Source organism: Comamonas sp. B-9, from assembly GCF_000410635.1.
GTDB lineage: Bacteria > Pseudomonadota > Gammaproteobacteria > Burkholderiales > Burkholderiaceae_C > Comamonas.
Genome location: NZ_KE148579.1, coordinates 57709 through 75573 on the forward strand (window position 1 = coordinate 57709; position 17865 = coordinate 75573).

Genomic DNA, 17865 nt, shown 5'->3' on the forward strand with positions numbered 1-17865 from the left:
CCATCACCCGTGCGCGCTCACTGCACAATGCCGCGCTCACGCAGCGCCGCAATCTGCGCGCCGCTCAGGCCCAGGCCCTGCAGCACCGCATCGGTGTCATCACCCAGATGGGGCGCGCTGCTGCGGATCGTGCCCGGTGTGGCGGACAGCTTGGGCACGATGCCCGGCACCTCCAGCGTATGGCCATCGCGCGTGGTTTGCGGCAGGATCATCTGGCGCGCGCGGTAGTGCGGGTCTTCGCTGATGTCCTTGGCGGTATAGACCTTGCCGGCCGGCACCCGTGCAGCGGCCAAGGCATCCATCACCTGGGCAATGGCGCGGGGCTGCGTCCAGGCGCTGATGGCGGCATCAATCTCGTCAATACGCGCCACCCGGCCCGCATTGCTGGCCAGGTCGGGGGCCTGGCCCAAGTCCGGCCGGCCAATGGTGTCCATCAACCGCTTGAAGATGCTGTCCCCATTGCCGGCCACCAGCACCCAGCCATCCTGGCAGGCATAGGCGTTCGATGGCGCAATGCCCGGCAAGGCGCTGCCCGCTGCCTCGCGCACCGTGCCAAAGGCGCTGTATTCCGGGATCAGGCTTTCCATCACATTGAAGACCGCCTCGTGCAAGGCCACATCGATCACCTGGCCGCTGCCGCCATTCACCTTGCGGTGGTAAAGCGCCATCATCACACCGATCACGCCATGCAGCGCCGCCAAGGTGTCGCCGATCGACACCCCCACGCGCACCGGCACCCGCCCGGGCTCGGCCGTCAGGTGGCGCAGGCCGCCCATGGCCTCGCCAATCACGCCAAAGCCGGGCAGATCGCGGTAGGGGCCGGTCTGCCCATAGCCGGAGATGCGCAGCATCACCAGGCCCGGGTTGATCGCATGCAGCTCCTCGGGTGACATGCCCCAGCCCTCCAGCGTGCCGGGGCGGAAGTTCTCCACCAGCACATCGGCCTCTGCAATCAGCTGGCGCGCAATATCCTGCGCCTCCTTCTGGCGCAAATCCAAAGCCAGCGACTGCTTGTTGCGCGACTGCACCTGCCACCAGACCGACGTGCCATCCTGCAGCAGGCGCCAGTTGCGCAGCGGGTCACCCGCACCGGTGGCCTCGATCTTCACCACCTCGGCGCCAAACTCACCCAAGGTCTTGCCGCAGAACGGCCCGGCAATCAGCTGGCCCATCTCGACCACCTTGACGCCTTGCAAAGCCATCGGCCCGGGGGTTGCAGTGTGTGGGTTCATGTCTGTCTCCATGCTTGATCAACTGAAGGCTATTGTGGCCCAGGAGGCCATGCCAGTCAGTGACGCCCGGGACTGCACTATCATCGCGCGGGTGATGACTCCCTTCCCCGCTTCCACCACATCCCTCGCCGCAACCCAGGCCGCCACGCCGCTGTGGGATATCTTTTGCCAGGTAATCGACAACTTTGGCGATATCGGCGTGTGCTGGCGCCTGGCTGCCGACCTGGCCCAGCGCGGCTGCCAGGTGCGCCTGTGGGTGGACGATGGCAGCGCCCTGGCCTGGATGGCGCCGCAGGGCGCGCCTGGCGTGACGGTGCAGCCCTGGCCCGATGCGGTTCCGACCAGTGGCGTCGGCGATGTGGTGGTCGAGGCCTTTGGCTGCGAGATTCCGGCCGCCTTTCAGCGGGCACTGGCCGCGCGTGCGCAGTCCCCAACGCAGAAAGCCAGCGTCTGGATCAACCTGGAATACCTGTCTGCCGAAGACTATGTCGAGCGCTGCCACCGCCTGCCCTCACGGCTGATGAGCGGCCCCGCCGCAGGCCTTACGCGCTGGTTCTTCTACCCCGGCTTCAGCACCGGCACCGGTGGCCTGCTGCGCGAGGCCGATCTGCCGCAGCGCCAGGCAGATTTTGACCGCAGCGCCTGGCGCGCCCGGCATGGCCTGCAAGATGGCGACCCGGTGTTTTCGCTGTTCTGCTACGAGCCCCCGGCTTTTTTGCAGGCTTTTGCCAGCGCTGGCACGGCCACGCAATGGCTGGTCACCCCGGGCCGCGCGGCGGCGCTGGTGCAGCAACTCTTGCCCCAGCCTCTGCCGGGCCAGGTGCGGCTGCTGCCGCCCTGCAGCCAGCCGGAATTTGACGAAATGCTCTGGTCCTGCGACCTGAACTTTGTGCGTGGCGAAGACTCACTGGTACGGGCGCTGTGGGCCGGCCTGCCCTTTGTCTGGCAGATCTACCCGCAGGATGACCACGCCCACCATGCCAAGCTGGAGGCTTTTCTGGACTGGCTGGACGCGCCGGACAGCCTGCGCCAAGCCCATGCGGCCTGGAATGGCATCCCAGACGCCAATGGCAGCGCGCCAGCATGGCCCACCATCACGCCCGCGCTGCTGGCGCAATGGGCGCAGTGCGTGCAGGCCGCGCGCAACACTCTGCAGAGCCAGCCCAGCCTTGCCGAGCAGCTGATGGCATTTGCGGGCGAAAAATGTTAGAATTGCAGTCTTTGCGCTTATCCGCGCACCCAGCGCCTGCAGGCGGCCGGGTTTGATGGATGCGCACAACGCCGCGGAACATGCTACGGCGCAGCACAGCCCGTCCAACGACACTTGCGCGCCGCCCGTAGTAGTTTGAGCGGCCCCAACACAGGCACCTATTGCTATGAAAATCGCTCAAGAAATCCGCGCTGGTAACGTGATCATGTTCGGTAAGGACCCGATGATCGTTCTGAAGACCGAATACGCACGTGGCGGCCGTGGCGCTGCAACCGTGCGCATGAAGCTCAAGAGCCTGATCGGCAACTTCGGCACGGAAAACGTGTTCAAGGCCGACGACAAGATCGACAACGTGATCCTGGAAAAGAAGGACTGCACGTACTCCTACTTCGCCGACCCCATGTACGTCTGGATGGACCCTGAGTTCAACCAGTACGAAGTGGAAGCCGAAAACATGGCTGACGCGCTGAACTACCTGGAAGACGGCATGACCGCTGAAGTGGTGTTCTATGACGGCAAGGCCATCTCGGTCGAGCTGCCCACCACCATCGTGCGCGAAATCACCTGGACCGAGCCTGCTGTCAAGGGCGACACCTCCGGCAAGGTGCTCAAGCCCGCCAAGATCGCTACCGGTTTCGAAATCGCTGTGCCGCTGTTCGTGAGCCAGGAAGACAAGATCGAAATCGACACCCGCACTGCTGAATACCGCAAGCGCGTGTAATGCCTGGGCCACAAGGTCCCCAGCCAGAACAACCTCCATGCCCCGCGCTGGAGGTTTTTTTTGTCCTCAGCACTGCCACCCCTCCAGCCCAGTAGCGGCTGCCAACGGCCATCTGCCCCGGTGCGCAGCCAGATACATATTTTTACCCATTAAAAATAGCCAAATATTTTTGCCCCGGTAAAATGACCCGCTTATTAAGAGAACAACGAACAAGTGGCCATGACTACCGAGACATTGACCAGCCGGCTGACCATCTTCCAGGGTCACCAGCGCCTGCTGCAAGCCGACCGCCTCACCGTGTTGCGCTATCTGCAAAACCATGACGAACTCCATCCCGGCGGCAGCCTCACCCCCTTGTGGGTGTTTGATGACCTTTCCGGACTGCGCCTGGATCTGAACTGGCGCTCGGAGCTGGCACCAGCCGCACAGCCTGCAGACTTGCTGGACGCCACCGCCTTAGCGCCCGCCGCCGCTGCAGCACCCGTAGAGGCAGCAACCCACAGCCGAACGGCACGCGCCGTTGGCCGCCCCAAGCTGGGCGTGGTCTCGCGCGAGGTGACCTTGCTGCCCCGCCATTGGGACTGGCTCAACCGCCAGCCCGGCGGCGCCTCAGCGGCCTTGCGCCGCCTCATCGACGACGCCCGCAATGCCCATGCCCAGCAGGATTCGCAGCGCGCAGCGACCGAGGCCACCTACCAGTTCATGCAGGCCATGGCGGGCGACCTGCCCGGCTTTGACGAAGCCTGCCGCGCGCTGTTTGCCCACAAGCAACCGGCATTCTTGCTGCAGACCCAGGCCTGGCCCGATGATGTGCAAGCCTATCTGCACCAGCTCAGCCGCCCCATCTGGCCGGTCTAAGCTCCAACACGCATGCCATCCGCAGCACCCCCCTCCCCTCCGCCCATGTCCACGTCCATCTCCGCACCGCAGGCTGCGCCGCCCGCCCCGCCTGTTCGCCCCCTGTGGCAAGTCTTCATGGTGTTTCTGGGCCCCATGCTGCTGTCCAACATCCTGCAGTCCCTCTCGGGCACGCTCAACAGCATGTTCCTGGGCCAGATGATGGGGGTCAAGGCCCTCGCTGCTGTCGCGGCGTTCTTTCCGGTGATGTTTGTCTTTATCGCCTTTGTCATTGGCCTGGGGGCTGGCGCCTCGGTGCTGATCGGCCAGGCCTGGGGCGCGGGGCAACCCGACAAAGTACGCGCCATTGCCGGCACCACCTTGCTTGCCGGGCTGGCCATGGGCGCGGCCGTGGCGCTGTTTGGCGGCCTGTTTACCCAGCCCATCATGCGCATGCTGGGCACGCCGGCCGATATTCTGGAGCAGGCCACCATCTACTCGCGCATCGTGCTGCTGGGCATGCCGGGGCTGTTTATCTTTTTGCTGTTCACCTCGCTGCTGCGCGGCGTGGGCGACACGCTCACGCCCATGTGGTCGCTGATCGTATCCACCGGCATTGGCTTGGTCAGCACGCCTGCGCTGATTGCCGGCTGGGGCGGCCTCCCACGCCTGGGCGTGGCCAGCGCCGGGGTGTCGATGATCCTGGGCTTCAGCATCGCTCTGGTCTGGCTGACGGTGCAGCTGCGCCGCAAGCGCAGCGTGCTGGCTCCCAATAGGGCCCTGTTGCGCGCCATGCGCCCGGATTGGGGCTTGCTGCGCGGCGTACTGCGCGTGGGTATCCCCACCGGCGTGTTGATGATCGCCACCTCGCTGGCCGGCCTCGTCGTGCTGTCGCTGATCAACGGTTTTGGCTCCAACGCCACCGCTGCCTACGGCGCCGTCAACCAGATCAATGCCTTTGCCCAGTTTCCGCTGATCTCGGTCGCCATCACCGCCTCCATCCTGGCGGCCCAATCGATTGGCGCGGGCCGCAGCGAGCGCCTGCCCGCCATTGCCCGCACCGCCATGCAGATCAACATGGCCATCGGGGGCGCCACGGCCTTGCTGGGCAGCATCTTTGCGCGGCCCCTGCTGTCCATCTTCATCACCGATCAGGAGGTGCTGCATGTGGCCGTGGAGCTGCTGCGCATTGTGCTGTGGAGCGGCCTGCTGTTTGGTGCTTTTGCCTCGCTGGCAGCACTGATGCGTGCCAGCGGCGATGTCCTGGTGCCCACGTTGATCACCATCGGCGTGATTGCCACCTTGGAGCTGCCGCTGGCCTGGCTGTTCAGCCGCCACTTTGGCCTGGTGGGCATCTGGATGGCCTTTCCCGTCTCCTACGGCATCACCTTGGCGCTGCAGACCTGGTACTACCAGGCCGTCTGGAAAAAGCGCCCCATCCGCAAGATGGTCTGAGCGCCTGTGCCAAGCCCGGCGGGCAAGACCGCTGGGCCATGAATACCCTTGCTGGCGGGGCGCCCCAGGTGACAAGCCCGCCAAAAGCTGAAATCATGGCCTGTTGCACCCCGTTTGCCAGTTTGCCCGTTTCACCCTTTAGCCTGATATGCCCAATCCGCAGAACTACCGCGTGCCCATCAAGGGCGCTATCCATCTGGCCGACTACGACCCGGCCGCCACACCGTTTGCGCATGGCACGGTCAAGGCCCAGGAAAAGGACCTGAAGATGCTCAACAAGCAGCTGGCCCAGTTGATGCGGCCGCTGCAGGGCGAGAACAAGCGCTCGGTGCTGCTGGTGCTGCAAGGCATGGACACCAGCGGCAAGGACGGCACCGTGCGCGGCGTCTTCAAGACCACGGGGCCGCAGGGCCTGCGCATGGCCACCTTCAAAAGTCCGAGTAAGGAAGAGCTCTCGCACGACTACCTCTGGCGCTGCCATGCCGTGGCCCCAGCCAAAGGCGAGATCGGCATCTGGAACCGCAGCCACTACGAAGATGTGCTGGTGCCGCTGGTCAACGGCTGGATCACGCGCCAGGTCGCCAAGCAGCGCTATGCGCAGATCAACGACTTTGAGCGCCTGCTGGCCGAGAACGGCACCACCGTCCTCAAGTGCATGCTGCACATCAGCAAGGACGAGCAGCGCACGCGGCTGCAAGAGCGCATCGATGTGCCGGAAAAGCGCTGGAAGTTCAGCCTCGACGACCTGACGGTGCGCAAGCAGTGGGACGCCTACCAGCAAGCCTATGAGGACCTGCTGGAAGCCACCTCCACCGCCCATGCGCCCTGGTATGTGGTGCCAGCCGACAACAAGCTGCACCGCAACCTGATGGTCAACACCTTGCTCAACCACTGCCTGCTCGACATGCAGCCACAGTACCCGGTCGATTTCCCCGAGCTGGTCGGCCTGCAGGTCGAATAAGCGCGTACCGCAAAAGCGCACCGTCCACAGAAAAGGGGCCTGCTGATCCAGCAAGGCCCCTTTGTTTTAGATAAGGTTGAGCGCTTAAACCGGCACACCCACCAGGTCATGGCCCTGGCTGCGCACAATGCGTACCTTGATCAGCTCGCCGACCTTGTAGGTCTTGCTGAGCTTCTCGGGCGGCAGCAGGTGCACGACACCGTCGATCTCGGGCGCATCGGCATAGGTGCGGGCAATGCCGCCCTTCTTGCCCAGGCCGATGGCCTTGTCCACCAGCACCTGCATGGTCTGGCCCACACGGCGCTCCAGGCGCTTGGCAGAGACCTCTTCGGCCACTTCCATGAAGCGGGCGCGGCGCGCCTCGCGCACCTCAGCGGGCAGCATGCCGGGCAGCTCATTGGCAGTCGCGCCCTCCACGGGGCTATAGGCAAAGCAGCCTGCACGGTCAATCTCGGCCTCGCGGATAAAGTCCAGCAGGTGCTCGAACTCCTCCTCGGTCTCACCAGGGAAGCCGGCAATAAAGGTCGAGCGGATCACCAGCTCAGGGCAGATCGCGCGCCATTCGCGGATGCGCTCGAGATTGCGCTCGCCGCTGGCCGGGCGCTTCATGCGCTTGAGCACATCGGGGTGGCTGTGCTGCAGCGGTACATCCAGGTATGGCAGCACCAGGCCCTGGGCCATCAGCGGCAAAATCGCGTCCACCGTCGGGTAGGGGTACACATAGTGCAGGCGAACCCAGGCGCCATGCGGCTTGGCCAGCTCGCCCAGTGCTTCGACCAGCTCCAGCATGCGGGTCTTCACCGGCTTGCCATCCCAGAAACCGGTGCGGTATTTCACATCCACGCCATAGGCGGAGGTGTCCTGGCTGATCACCAGCAGCTCCTTGACGCCACCGGCAAACAGCGCCTTGGCTTCCTTGAGCACATCGCCAATCGGGCGGCTGACCAGGTCACCGCGCATCGAGGGGATGATGCAGAAGGTGCAGCGGTGGTTGCAGCCTTCGGAGATCTTCAGGTAGGCATAGTGCTTGGGCGTGAGCTTGATACCCGCCTCGCCAAAGCTGCCGGGCACCAGGTCGATGAAGGGGTCATGCGGCTTGGGCAGGTTGGTGTGGACCGCGTCCATCACCTCTTGCGTGGCGTGGGGCCCCGTGACCGCCAGCACGCTGGGGTGCATCTGCTTGACCAGGTTGCCGCCGCCATCGCCCATCTTGGCGCCCAGGCAACCGGTGACGATCACCTTGCCGTTCTCGGCCAGCGCCTCACCAATCGTGTCCAGGCTCTCGCGCACGGCATCGTCAATAAAGCCGCAGGTGTTGACGATCACCAGATCGGCACCTTCAAAGGTCTTGGAGGTCTGGTAGCCCTCGGCGCTCAACTGCGTCAGAATCAGCTCGCTGTCGGTCAGGGCTTTGGGGCAGCCCAAACTGACGAACCCCACCTTGGGGGTTCGGTTGGCGTCGAGCGTCGCAGTGGCAGCGTGGGTATCGGTATTCATTTTTCTGGCAGGGGAACCTGGCAACTAGTCAGGCCGGTATTTTAAAGCAGGCGCCCACAAAGGCCTCGCCCCTGGGGTATAGACCCGAAGGCGGGGGCTCCACAGCAACAAAAACCGCCGTCTACCGAAACTTCCGGTAGATGGCGGTCGATCACAGGTCTGGTTGGCGGGAATTGCACCCGCATCCGCATGCCTAGCTGCTTAATGGCAGCACGGCAGCGGATGCTTTAGATGGCCTGCCTCAAGGCCGCTTGATGCCAAAAGCCGTCAGCATCTGCTCGGTCTGCTTTTGCATCTGTTCCTGCATCTGCTGGAAGAACTGCTGCGACTGCGCCTGGTAGTTGCTCGCATCGGGCATGCCTGGCACGCCGGGCATCGGCATACCCAGAAAATTGCGCCACATCTCGGGCGTGGCGCCCTTCATCTGGTCGGCAAAGCGGCCTTGCATCTCCGTGAACAGCTGCACATTTCGCTCCAGGTAGGAGCCCATAAAGCCCTGCATCGCATGGCCGTAGAAGCGGATGATGTTGACCAGCATGGCCTCGGTGAACATCGGCGCGCCGCCGGCTTCCTCATCCAGAATGATCTGCAGCAGAATGCTGCGCGTCAGGTCCTCGCCGGTCTTGGCATCCTTGACGACGATGGGCTCGTTTTGCATGACCAGGGCCTTGACCTCGGCCAAGGTGATGTAGGCAGAAGTCTGGGTGTCGTACAGACGGCGGTTGGGGTATTTCTTGACGACGCGCTCGGACGCGGTGGCAGTTCCTGGGGTGTTTTCCGGCACGCGGATCTCCTGTGTCTCTCGCCAACGGCTGGCGTTATGGGAATACCGTCCATCCTAGTCTCTGGGACGGCGGTTTTTACCTCTAAGGCAATTTTTAGATTGTAGTGATGCCGGGGGCCTGTTGCGCTGCAGCACTTACCCTTAGGCCGCTAGGCGGCCCGGCCTTTGAGCCAACTGCCAAAGGCCTGCAGCGCGGGCTGGGCAGGCAGGGGCTCGGTCGCCAGCGGGGTCATCCAGTAATAGGCGCGGCTGCCGGTCAAAGGCTGCTCACAGGCGACCACCAGCTCGCCCCGGGCGAGCTCATCCTCGATCAGCATCGGCGGGATCAGCGCCACGCCCATACCGGCCGCAGCAGCCACGGCCAGCATCGAGAACAGCTCATAGCGCGGGCCATCGAGCGCATGGGGGGCAGGCACGCCAGCGGCATCGAACCATTTGCGCCAGCCGTCCGGCCGGGTGCTTTGCTGCAGCAGCGGCAGCTGGGCCAGCACCTGGGGCGATACAGTCAGGTAGGCACGGCCGCGCCCGCGCTGGGTGGCGCCCTCGAGCAGGCGCGGGCTGCAGACCGGCACGATCAGCTCGTCCATCAGCCAAGCGGCCTGCGTGCCCGGCCACTGGCGCGCCTGCTCGGCCGTGCCGGCATAGATGGCGGCATCGACCTGGCGCTCGGCAAAGGCAAAGGGCCGGGTCTGCACATCGATATGCACCACCACCCCCGGATGCTGCTGCAGGAACTGCGGCAGGCGCGGCAGCAGCCAGCGGGTGGCAAAGGTGGGCACGGCCGCAATGCTGATCGCGCCGCCCGCGCCCTGGTGGGCCATGATGTCCAGGGTGCCGCGCTCGATGCCCTGCAGCCACTGCGCCACCTGCTGGCTGTACTGGTGGCCTGCGGCCGTCAGCACCATGCCATGGCGCGAGCGCTTGAACAACTGCACGCCCAGCTGCTCTTCGAGCGCAATGATCTGGCGCGAGACGGCGCTTTGCGTCAGCGCCAGCTCCTGGGCGGCGCGGGTATAGCTTTCGTGGCGGGCAGCGGCCTCAAAGCAGGCCAGCGCCTGGGTTGAAGGAATCAGTCGGCGCATATCTTGTCTCCTGTGTGACGCATGCACTCACCCCTTTATTCTCTGCAAATGCACTGCGACGGCATTTTTACAAATGCGTAATACACATATCTGGATGATAAACAATCGTTTGCCCCTGCGCTGCGGCAGGCCTACCATGGCGGCTGTTTTGGCAGACCCGCGCTTCTGCGCCCGGCCTGCCTTCCGACCAGCGAACACAGATCCAAGGAGCAAGACATGGCGCAATTCACCTGGGAAGACCCCTTCCACCTCGACGAACAACTGACCGAAGACGAGCGCATGATCCGCGACGCGGCCCGTGCCTACTGCCGCGACAAGCTCGCACCGCGCGTGCAGGAAATGTTCCGCAAGGAATCGGTGGACACCAGCATCTTCCGTGAGATGGGCGAGCTGGGCCTGCTGGGCCCCACCATCCCGACCGAATACGGTGGCGCCGGCCTGAACTATGTGAGCTACGGCCTGGTGGCACGCGAGATCGAATACATCGACTCGGGCTACCGCTCGATGGCCTCGGTGCAGTCCTCCTTGGTGATGGTGCCGATCAACGAGTTCGGCACCGAAGCACAAAAGCAAAAGTACCTGCCCAAGCTGGCATCGGGCGAGTTCATCGGCTGCTTTGGCCTGACCGAGCCTGACCATGGCTCCGACCCAGGCAGCATGGCCACCCGCGCCTACAAGGTCGATGGCGGCTACAAGCTCAAGGGCAGCAAGATGTGGATCACCAACAGCCCCATCGCCGATGTGTTTGTGGTCTGGGCCAAGGAAGTCTCCGAAGGCGGCGCCGTCGGCCAGATCCGCGGCTTTGTGCTGGAAAAGGGCATGAAGGGCCTGTCGGCTCCTGCGATCCACGGCAAGGTGGGCCTGCGCGCCTCGATCACCGGCGAGATCGTCATGGACGATGTGTTTGTGCCCGAAGAAAACGCCTTCCCCGAAGTGCGTGGCCTGAAGGGCCCCTTCACCTGCCTGAACAGCGCCCGCTTTGGCATTGCCTGGGGCGCAATGGGTGCAGCCGAGTTCTGCTGGCACACCGCCCGCCAGTACACGATGGACCGCAAGCAGTTTGGCCGCCCCTTGGCCGCGAACCAGCTGATCCAGAAAAAGCTGGCCGACATGCAGACCGAAATCACGCTGGGCCTGCAAGCGGCACTGCGCGTGGGCCGCATGAAGGACGAGCACCAGAACGTGATCGAGATCACCTCGCTGATCAAGCGCAACAACTGCGGCAAGTCACTGGACATTGCCCGCCTGGCCCGCGACATGATGGGCGGCAACGGCATCAGCGACGAGTTCGGTGTGGCGCGCCACCTGGTGAACCTGGAAGTGGTGAACACCTACGAAGGCACGCACGATGTGCACGCGCTGATCCTGGGCCGGGCCCAGACCGGCATCGCCGCGTTCGCCAACTAAGCACCGCCGGAGCCCCATCGCATGCAGCGCCCGCTGCATGCCCGCCCACAACCCACTTCACCGCAGGCGCTGCGTGGGTGGGTTGTGGTGTTTTGTGATCGCTTAACCACCCCCTTGCCGGATGCGAATGGCGCCGCCCTGAGGCCGCACGTACCATCGGCGAGTTTTGCAGAAATTTCTTGCTGCAGCGCCTGTTGCACATGCATGGGCAGCTATCAAATTTGGAGACACCATGACCGCAAGCATCGCGCCGCTGGACGGCATCAAAGTTCTGGATCTGTCGCGGGTGCTGGCCGGCCCCTGGTGCGCGCAGATGCTGGGTGACCTGGGCGCCGAGGTGATCAAGGTCGAGCGCCCCGAGGCTGGCGACGACACGCGCCACTGGGGCCCTCCCTACCTGCACACCGATGACGGCGCCAAGACCGAGCAGGCCAGCTACTACACCTGCTGCAACCGCAACAAGCGCAGCATCACCATCGACATGGCCTCGCCCCAGGGCCAGGCGCTGATCATCGAGCTGGCCAAGGATGCCGACATCCTCGTCGAGAACTTCAAGGTGGGCGGCCTCAAGGGCTATGGCCTGGACTATGAAAGCCTGCGCAAGATCAACCCGCGCCTGATCTACTGTTCGGTCACCGGCTTTGGCCAGACAGGCCCCTACGCTCCACGCGCTGGCTATGACCTGATGGTGCAGGCGATGAGCGGCATGATGAGCATCACCGGCCATCCCGATGGCGAGCCCGGTGGCGGCCCGCTCAAGGTGGGTGTCGCGGTCACCGATGTGTTTACCGGCATTTATTCCTGCTGCTCCATCCTGGCCGCGCTGCAGGCCCGCCACCAGACCGGCGAGGGCCAGCACATCGACATGGCCTTGCTGGATGTGGGCATGGCCGTGCTGGCCAACCAGGCCGTGGGCTATTTGAACGCAGACGATATTCCGCAGCGCGCAGGCAATATCCACCCCAGCGTGGGCCCCTACCAGGACTTCCCCAGCAAGGACGGCAATGTGCTGCTGGCCATTGGCAACGATGGCCAGTTCGCCCGCTTTTGCGCCGCTACTGGTAACGAGGCCTGGGCGCAGGACCCGCGCTTTACCCGCAACTCGGGCCGCATTATCCACCGCAAGGATTTGCAGGAACTGATGTACCCGCTGATGAAGACCCGCACCACCGCCGAATGGATTGCGCTGCTCGAAGACAAGGCCGTCCCCTGCGGCCCCATCAACAACATCGCCCAGGCCTTTGAGGACGAGCAGGTGATTGCTCGCGGCCTGCATGTGCAGATCCCGCGCGATGCCGGCGACCAGATCGGCACCATCAGCACGGTCGCCAGCCCCATGCGGCTGACTGCTACCCCGCCGGTGGTGCGCCGCCCACCCCCTGCAATGGGCCAGCACACCGACGAGATCCTGGCCGAGCTGGGCCGCTCGCCCGCGCAGATTGCGCAGCTGCACAGCGAAGGCGTGGTCTGAGGCTGGACGCTATTGCCATGCACCCAGGGCCGCTGTCGCGGCCCTTTTATTTACCATTCAAAGAGACTCAGTCAAACAGACCCAGGCTGACGCCATCGCCCAGCGCTGCGCCCTCCCACTCCAGCAGCTGCAGCTTGGTGCGCGTGCCACCATTGGCCGAGAAGCCGCCGCGCGCGCCATGCGCCGCCAAGATGCGGTGGCAGGGCACCACGGGTGCAAAGGGGTTGGCCCCCAGCGCCTGGCCTACTGCACGGGCCATCCCCTTGCCACCCAAGTCGTCGGCCAGCTCACCATAGCTGCGCGTCTGCCCCGGCTCAATGGCCAATGCCAGCTGGTAGACCGCCCGCGAAAAATCCGGCACGCCATGCCAGTCCAGCACCACATCATCGAGCAGCGGTAAACCGCTGTGCGCAGACCAGCGGTTCAAGGTCAGCAGGCTGCGCAAATCACCCAGCACAGGGGCGGGCGCATCGGGCCAGGGCGCGCCCTGATCCAGGTCGGCACCACCCTGGCGCCCGGCCAAGAGCCATTGCACGCCGGCCACCGCCTGCAGGGCCTGCGCACTCAAATCTCCTGGCACCTGGGCCTGCGGCCACAGGCCCTCGCGGCGCTGGCGTGCGTGCTCCAGCAGGCGCATCTGTGTGCCCTCCAGGCTGGGCTCGGGCAGCCGCAGCGCCACCACGGCCTGCGCACCCCAGGCAATGCCGCAAACACCCAGCCGGGTGCGGAACAAGGCATGGCCGGTTTGTGCAGGGTTCCAGCCATCGCTGGGCACGGTAGGAGTGGATACGGGGGCGGTATGCATGCCTGCATCTTGCCCCAGTTCGCGCAGCCCCCACCAGGCCCAGTGCCGCAGTGCCACTGTCAGCCTTTGCCAGCCAGGCGTCACAGGCCCACAGGCTGACAGCACAATCGGCCAGGTGTTCCCCGATAAGAAGCGCCCCATGACCGACACCCTGCACGCCCAGCACGCCGCCATCCTGCGCGAGGTGCTAGCCAGCGCCCACCGCAACCGCCATCTGCAAAAAGGCCGCCCCTTTGCCGCAGCGATTGCCAATGATGCGGGCAGCATCCTGGGCCGGGGCGTCAACACCATCAGCCAGACGCAGGACATGACGGGCCACGCCGAGATGGAAGCCATCCGCGACTGCTGCCACCAGCGCCAGCTGCCGCATCTGCAGGGGCTGACGGTCTATGCCTCCGGCCACCCCTGCCCCATGTGCCTGGCCGCAATCGTGGCGGGCCAGGCCAAACAGGTGTTCTTTGCGTTTGACAATGCCGATGCGGCGCCCTACGGGCTGTCGAGCGAAGGCGTCTACCAGCGCCTGGGCTTGCAGCTGCAACCGCCGCCGCTGCCCATCCAGCGGCTGGATCTGGGCATCAGCGCAGCGCAGCTCTATGGCGATGCGCCCTGGCCCAGCGCAGGCTAAAAATCACAGCAAACCGCCTTCGCGCTTTGCGTTGGCTTTACGTCTGCCCTTTATGATCGGGCAGTTTTTTTGGCGGCCATGCCGCCCTTCTTGCCGCTTGCATGACCCCGCTCCCTACCCAGCCCCCTGCCGTTGACCGCCAAGCCCTGCGCTGGATTGCAGCGCTGTTTGTGCTGGTCATGGCCAGCCGCCTGCTGGCCTCGCACGGGGTGTCCTGGGACCAGAACGAGCAGCTGGTCTGGTCGCAGCAGCTGGCACTGGGCTACGGGCCCCAGCCGCCGCTCTACACCTGGCTGCAATGGGCCCTGGTGGGGGTGCTGGGCCCTAGCACCTTGGCCGTAGTGCTGCTCAAAAACAGCCTGATCGCGCTGAGCTTTGTCTTTATGCTGCTGGCCGCGCGTGAGGTACTGCCCGCGCGCCAGGCCTGGCTGGCCGCTGCCGGCATGGCCTGGCTGCCCGGCATTGCCTGGCAGCTGCTGCGCGACCAGACCCACACGGTGATGCTGACCTGCGCCATCTGCGCGACCTGGTGGTTGCTGCTGCGCCAGCTGCGCCAGCCGCGCCCGCTGGGTTTTGTCTACCTGGGGCTGGCCGTGGCCTGGGGCATGCTCTCCAAATACAGCTACCTGCTGGTCGCCGTCACCATGCTGCTGGCCTGCCTGAGCTTGGGCAGCACGCGCCGTGCGCTGCTCTCGCGCGGCTGGTGGCTCACGCCGCTGATCAGCATCGCGCTGGTGGCCCCGCATGCCTGGTGGGTGCTGGAGCATTGGCAAGCGGCCAGCGGCGCCACGCTGGACAAGCTGCACCCGGCAGAGACCAGCTCCTACCTCAGCGGCCTGGCCCAGGGCCTGCGTGATCTGCTGGCCTTTTTACTGCTGGCCGTGCTGCCCTGGCTGCTGATGGCACGCTGGACCAGTGGGCGCTTTTGGCAGCAGCCCGCTGCGGCCAACGGCACCGTCCATAACAGTCCCACGCCTGACTGGCTGGTGCCATTGCTGGGCCTCTATATGGCGCTGGTAGCGGGCTCGCTTGCGCTGATGGCGCTGGCCGGCGCAGCCAAGTTCGATGGCCGCTGGATCCAGCCGCTGCTGCTGGTTTTTCCGCTCTACATACTGGCCCGCTGGCCGGCGCTTGCCGCATCGGACAAAAGCCGCCAGCGCTATCTGCTGGCCTGCCTGGGCATGCTGGTGCTGGTGTGGTCGCTGGCCTTGCTGGCGCCGCTGCGCGATGCCAAGCGCGGCAAGGGTGACCGCCTCAACTGGCAGCTGGACCTGATCGCCAGCACTTTGCGCCAGGCCGGCTACCAAGGCCAGGGCATGGTGCTGGCCGAGCACCACACCACCGGCGGCGTGATGCGCATTCTGTTCCCCCAGGCCCAGATCGTGGTCTGTGATGCGGACGAGCCGGGCTTTCATAGGGACTGCGCCTGGCAGGCCGCCGAAAGCGCGCGCCGCCAGCAGTTGCCCTGGCTGCAAATCTCCACCGAGGACCCGGCGCCCGATGCCTGGTGGTGGGCCGCCTGGCCGGTCGATGCGATGCTGCAGGTGCAGGAGGCCGAGCTGCCCTACCGCTGGACCGACCCGGCACGTGCGCAGATGCAGATGAACTTTGTGGTGTCCCCGGCGGGCAGATAAACACCGGCCGGCGCCACTAAGATGCGGTCATTTCCCTCGCCGCCGAGACCATGACTGCCATCTCCGACACCGCCGCCATCGCCCAAGAACACTGGATCGGCCTGCCCCAGCAGGGCCGGCTGTATGCCAAAACCTGGACCCCGCGCACCGCACACCAAGCGCCGCTGGTGCTGATGCATGACTCGCTGGGGTCGGTCGCGCTATGGCGCGATTTTCCGGCGCAGCTGGCCCAGGCCACGGGCCGGCAGGTGATCGCCTATGACCGCCTGGGTTTTGGCCAATCGGATGCGCGCGCAGACACGCTGTCCACACAGTTTGTCGGCGAAGAGGCGGAGTTGTACTTCCCCGTCGTGCGCCAGCATCTGGGTCTGGACCGCTTTGCCTTGCTGGGCCACAGCGTGGGTGGCGGCATGGGCATTGCGATCGCGGCCGGCGCGGGCCAGGACTGTACGGCACTGGTCACCATCGCCGCCCAGGCCTTTGTCGAAGACCGCACGCGGGCGGGCATTGTCGAGGCCCGTGCGCTGTTCCAGGACGCGGCGCAACTGGAGCGCCTGGCCAAGTACCACGGCAGCAAGGCGCGCTGGGTGGTGGATGCCTGGACAGAGACCTGGCTCAGCCCCGCGTTTAGCGATTGGAGCGTAGACGCCTGGCTGCCCGGCCTGCAATGCCCCCTGCTCGCCATCCATGGTGAGCTCGATGAATATGGCAGCACCGCGCACCCTGAGCGCATTGCGCGCCAGGCGGGGGCTGGTGGCCAGACCGAGATCATCGCCGGCGCCCACCATGTGCCGCACCGCGAAATGGCCGAGCAGGTGCTCGGCCGGGTGCAGACGTTTCTGGCGCAGGCTGATTAGACCTGCTACCTGCCTTTAGTAGGCCACGGTGAAGCGCGCCTTGCTGTGCAGATGCTGCTCCAGCGCATCGACCAGGGCCACGGCCAGATCTGCTGCCGAGATATCGCCAGGGCTGCCATCGGCCTGCCACAGCGGCTCATCCTTGCCGGTGCGGTATTGGCCCGTGCGGCCCTGGCTTTGCGCAGCCGATCCGCCATGGAAACCCACGGGCGGGCTCAGCAGGGTCCAGTCCAGGGCTGTCTCTTTTTGCAGCGCGGTATACATGTCGCGGGCCGCACTGGCGCCGGGCTTGATGGCAGCGGGGAACTCGGGCGAATCCACCAGCTGCTGGCCGTTCACATACAGGCTGCCAGCACCGCCCACCACCAGGTAGCGGGCCACACCGGCTGCGCGGGTGCCGGCCTCGATAGCGCGCGAGCCCTTGAGGAAATCCTCGTAAATATTCGGGTTGGTCCAGCCCGCGTTGTAGGCCGACAGCACCGCGTCGCTGCCCGTCGCGGCCTTTTGCACCACGGCCGCATCCATCACATCGCCCTGCAGCACCTGCAGGTGCGGGCGGGGCGCCAGCTTGGCGGGGTCGCGCACCAGGGCCACCACGTCGTGGCCGCGTTGCAGCAATTCATCGAGCAATGCGGCGCCTACAAAACCGGTCGATCCAATCAGGGTGACTTTCATCCTATTTCCTTTGCATGAACATCGGCGGGCCGCCTTTGCGCCACGCCATGACCCCACTGTAGGGCTGGGGAGCTAATTTGATAATCCCTCTATTTGAAGCAATTCTTTGAAGCTGTGCTTCATAATCTGCGGATGGATGACCTCAAGCGCATGGCCATTTTTGCCACGGTGGTCGAGCAAGGCTCGATGACGGCTGCTGCACGCCTTTTGGGCATGAGTGCTTCGGCCGTCAGCCAGCAGGTGCGGCAGCTGGAAGCCCAGGCGGGCCTGCCGCTGATGCACCGCACGACGCGCAGGCTCAGCCTGTCCGACGCCGGGCAGCGCTTTTATGCGCAGTGCGCAGTGATGCTGCAGGCCGCGCGCCAGGCCCGCGCCGAGCTCGATGCCGAGCGCGACGAACCCGTGGGCGAGCTGCGCATTGCCGCCGTGCTGGGCCTGGCCGCACCGCTGGGCCGGGCGCTGGCTCCGTTGCTGCATGCCCATCCGCAGCTGCGCCTGCAGCTGCTGCTCGATGATTCGCACAGCGACCTGGTCGCAGAGCGGGTGGACATCGCCATTCGCCTGGGCGAGCTGCCCGACTCCCACTGGGTGGCACGCACGCTGGGCACCCTG

The 17865-nt window shown here is 65.1% G+C and carries 17 protein-coding genes; 11 read left to right on the plus strand and 6 right to left on the minus strand.

Annotation, left to right across the window (positions count from 1 at the left end; all coding sequences use genetic code 11):
- Nucleotides 1-17 precede the first annotated feature (17 nt).
- Nucleotides 18-1232 (minus strand): CaiB/BaiF CoA-transferase family protein, encoded by a 1215-nt coding sequence (locus tag H928_RS0113320; RefSeq protein ID WP_027010914.1) that lies wholly within the window; start codon nt 1230-1232, stop codon nt 18-20.
- Between the two features lie 94 nt (nt 1233-1326).
- On the opposite strand from H928_RS0113320, the gene earP reads away from it, so the two are divergent.
- The 5 genes from earP (at nt 1327) to H928_RS0113345 (ending at nt 6416) form a co-directional block, all read left to right on the plus strand.
- On the plus strand, nt 1327-2442 hold the full coding sequence (gene earP / locus H928_RS0113325; RefSeq protein ID WP_052329972.1) for an elongation factor P maturation arginine rhamnosyltransferase EarP: 1116 nt from the start codon (nt 1327-1329) through the stop codon (nt 2440-2442).
- A gap of 166 nt (nt 2443-2608) precedes the next feature.
- Nucleotides 2609-3163, plus strand: coding sequence for an elongation factor P (gene efp, locus H928_RS0113330; RefSeq protein WP_021026959.1), 555 nt, complete (start codon nt 2609-2611; stop codon nt 3161-3163).
- A 219-nt stretch (nt 3164-3382) separates the two neighbouring features.
- Complete coding sequence (locus tag H928_RS0113335; RefSeq protein WP_027010916.1) at nt 3383-4021, plus strand: DUF2239 family protein; 639 nt, start codon at nt 3383-3385, stop codon at nt 4019-4021.
- 45 nt (nt 4022-4066) lie between these two features.
- Entirely contained in the window at nt 4067-5455 is a 1389-nt protein-coding gene (locus tag H928_RS0113340; RefSeq protein ID WP_027010917.1) for an MATE family efflux transporter, read from the plus strand.
- A 148-nt stretch (nt 5456-5603) separates the two neighbouring features.
- Complete coding sequence (locus tag H928_RS0113345) at nt 5604-6416, plus strand: PPK2 family polyphosphate kinase (protein WP_021026962.1); 813 nt, start codon at nt 5604-5606, stop codon at nt 6414-6416.
- An 84-nt stretch (nt 6417-6500) separates the two neighbouring features.
- Here H928_RS0113345 and rimO read toward each other — a convergent pair whose 3' ends face one another.
- The 3 genes from rimO to H928_RS0113360 form a co-directional block, all read right to left on the minus strand.
- Complete coding sequence (gene rimO / locus H928_RS0113350; RefSeq protein WP_021026963.1) at nt 6501-7913, minus strand: 30S ribosomal protein S12 methylthiotransferase RimO; 1413 nt, start codon at nt 7911-7913, stop codon at nt 6501-6503.
- 241 nt (nt 7914-8154) lie between these two features.
- The gene (gene phaR, locus H928_RS0113355; protein ID WP_021026964.1) at nt 8155-8697 is read right to left on the minus strand and encodes a polyhydroxyalkanoate synthesis repressor PhaR; all 543 of its coding nucleotides are present in this window, start codon (nt 8695-8697) and stop codon (nt 8155-8157) included.
- A 149-nt stretch (nt 8698-8846) separates the two neighbouring features.
- On the minus strand, nt 8847-9779 hold the full coding sequence (locus H928_RS0113360) for a LysR substrate-binding domain-containing protein (protein WP_021026965.1): 933 nt from the start codon (nt 9777-9779) through the stop codon (nt 8847-8849).
- Between the two features lie 216 nt (nt 9780-9995).
- Here H928_RS0113360 and H928_RS0113365 point away from each other — a divergent pair, with 216 nt between their 5' ends.
- The gene (locus H928_RS0113365) at nt 9996-11186 is read left to right on the plus strand and encodes an acyl-CoA dehydrogenase (protein ID WP_021026966.1); all 1191 of its coding nucleotides are present in this window, start codon (nt 9996-9998) and stop codon (nt 11184-11186) included.
- 232 nt (nt 11187-11418) lie between these two features.
- The gene (locus H928_RS0113370) at nt 11419-12657 is read left to right on the plus strand and encodes a CaiB/BaiF CoA-transferase family protein (protein ID WP_021026967.1); all 1239 of its coding nucleotides are present in this window, start codon (nt 11419-11421) and stop codon (nt 12655-12657) included.
- Between the two features lie 67 nt (nt 12658-12724).
- Here H928_RS0113370 and H928_RS0113375 read toward each other — a convergent pair whose 3' ends face one another.
- Nucleotides 12725-13462, minus strand: coding sequence for a methylated-DNA--[protein]-cysteine S-methyltransferase (locus tag H928_RS0113375; RefSeq protein ID WP_052329974.1), 738 nt, complete (start codon nt 13460-13462; stop codon nt 12725-12727).
- Nucleotides 13463-13601: 139 nt separating this feature from the next.
- On the opposite strand from H928_RS0113375, the gene H928_RS0113380 reads away from it, so the two are divergent.
- The 3 genes from H928_RS0113380 to H928_RS0113390 all read left to right on the plus strand — a co-directional run bounded on the left by H928_RS0113380 (nt 13602) and on the right by H928_RS0113390 (nt 16578).
- Nucleotides 13602-14087 (plus strand): nucleoside deaminase, encoded by a 486-nt coding sequence (locus H928_RS0113380; RefSeq protein ID WP_021026969.1) that lies wholly within the window; start codon nt 13602-13604, stop codon nt 14085-14087.
- A 101-nt stretch (nt 14088-14188) separates the two neighbouring features.
- Complete coding sequence (locus H928_RS27655; RefSeq protein ID WP_021026970.1) at nt 14189-15721, plus strand: glycosyltransferase family 39 protein; 1533 nt, start codon at nt 14189-14191, stop codon at nt 15719-15721.
- Nucleotides 15722-15771: 50 nt separating this feature from the next.
- Nucleotides 15772-16578: an alpha/beta fold hydrolase gene (locus H928_RS0113390; RefSeq protein WP_021026971.1), complete on the plus strand. Its 807-nt coding sequence runs from the start codon at nt 15772-15774 to the stop codon at nt 16576-16578.
- 15 nt (nt 16579-16593) lie between these two features.
- On the opposite strand, the gene H928_RS0113395 is transcribed toward H928_RS0113390, so the two are convergent.
- Nucleotides 16594-17253 carry an NAD(P)-dependent oxidoreductase gene (locus H928_RS0113395; RefSeq protein WP_021026972.1) on the minus strand — a complete coding sequence of 220 codons (660 nt, stop codon included), beginning with the start codon at nt 17251-17253 and terminating at the stop codon, nt 16594-16596.
- Between the two features lie 132 nt (nt 17254-17385).
- Between H928_RS0113395 and H928_RS27660 the strand changes: the two genes are divergently transcribed.
- The coding region (locus H928_RS27660; RefSeq protein ID WP_043340022.1) for a LysR family transcriptional regulator at nt 17386-17865 on the plus strand (480 nt) is incomplete at its 3' end.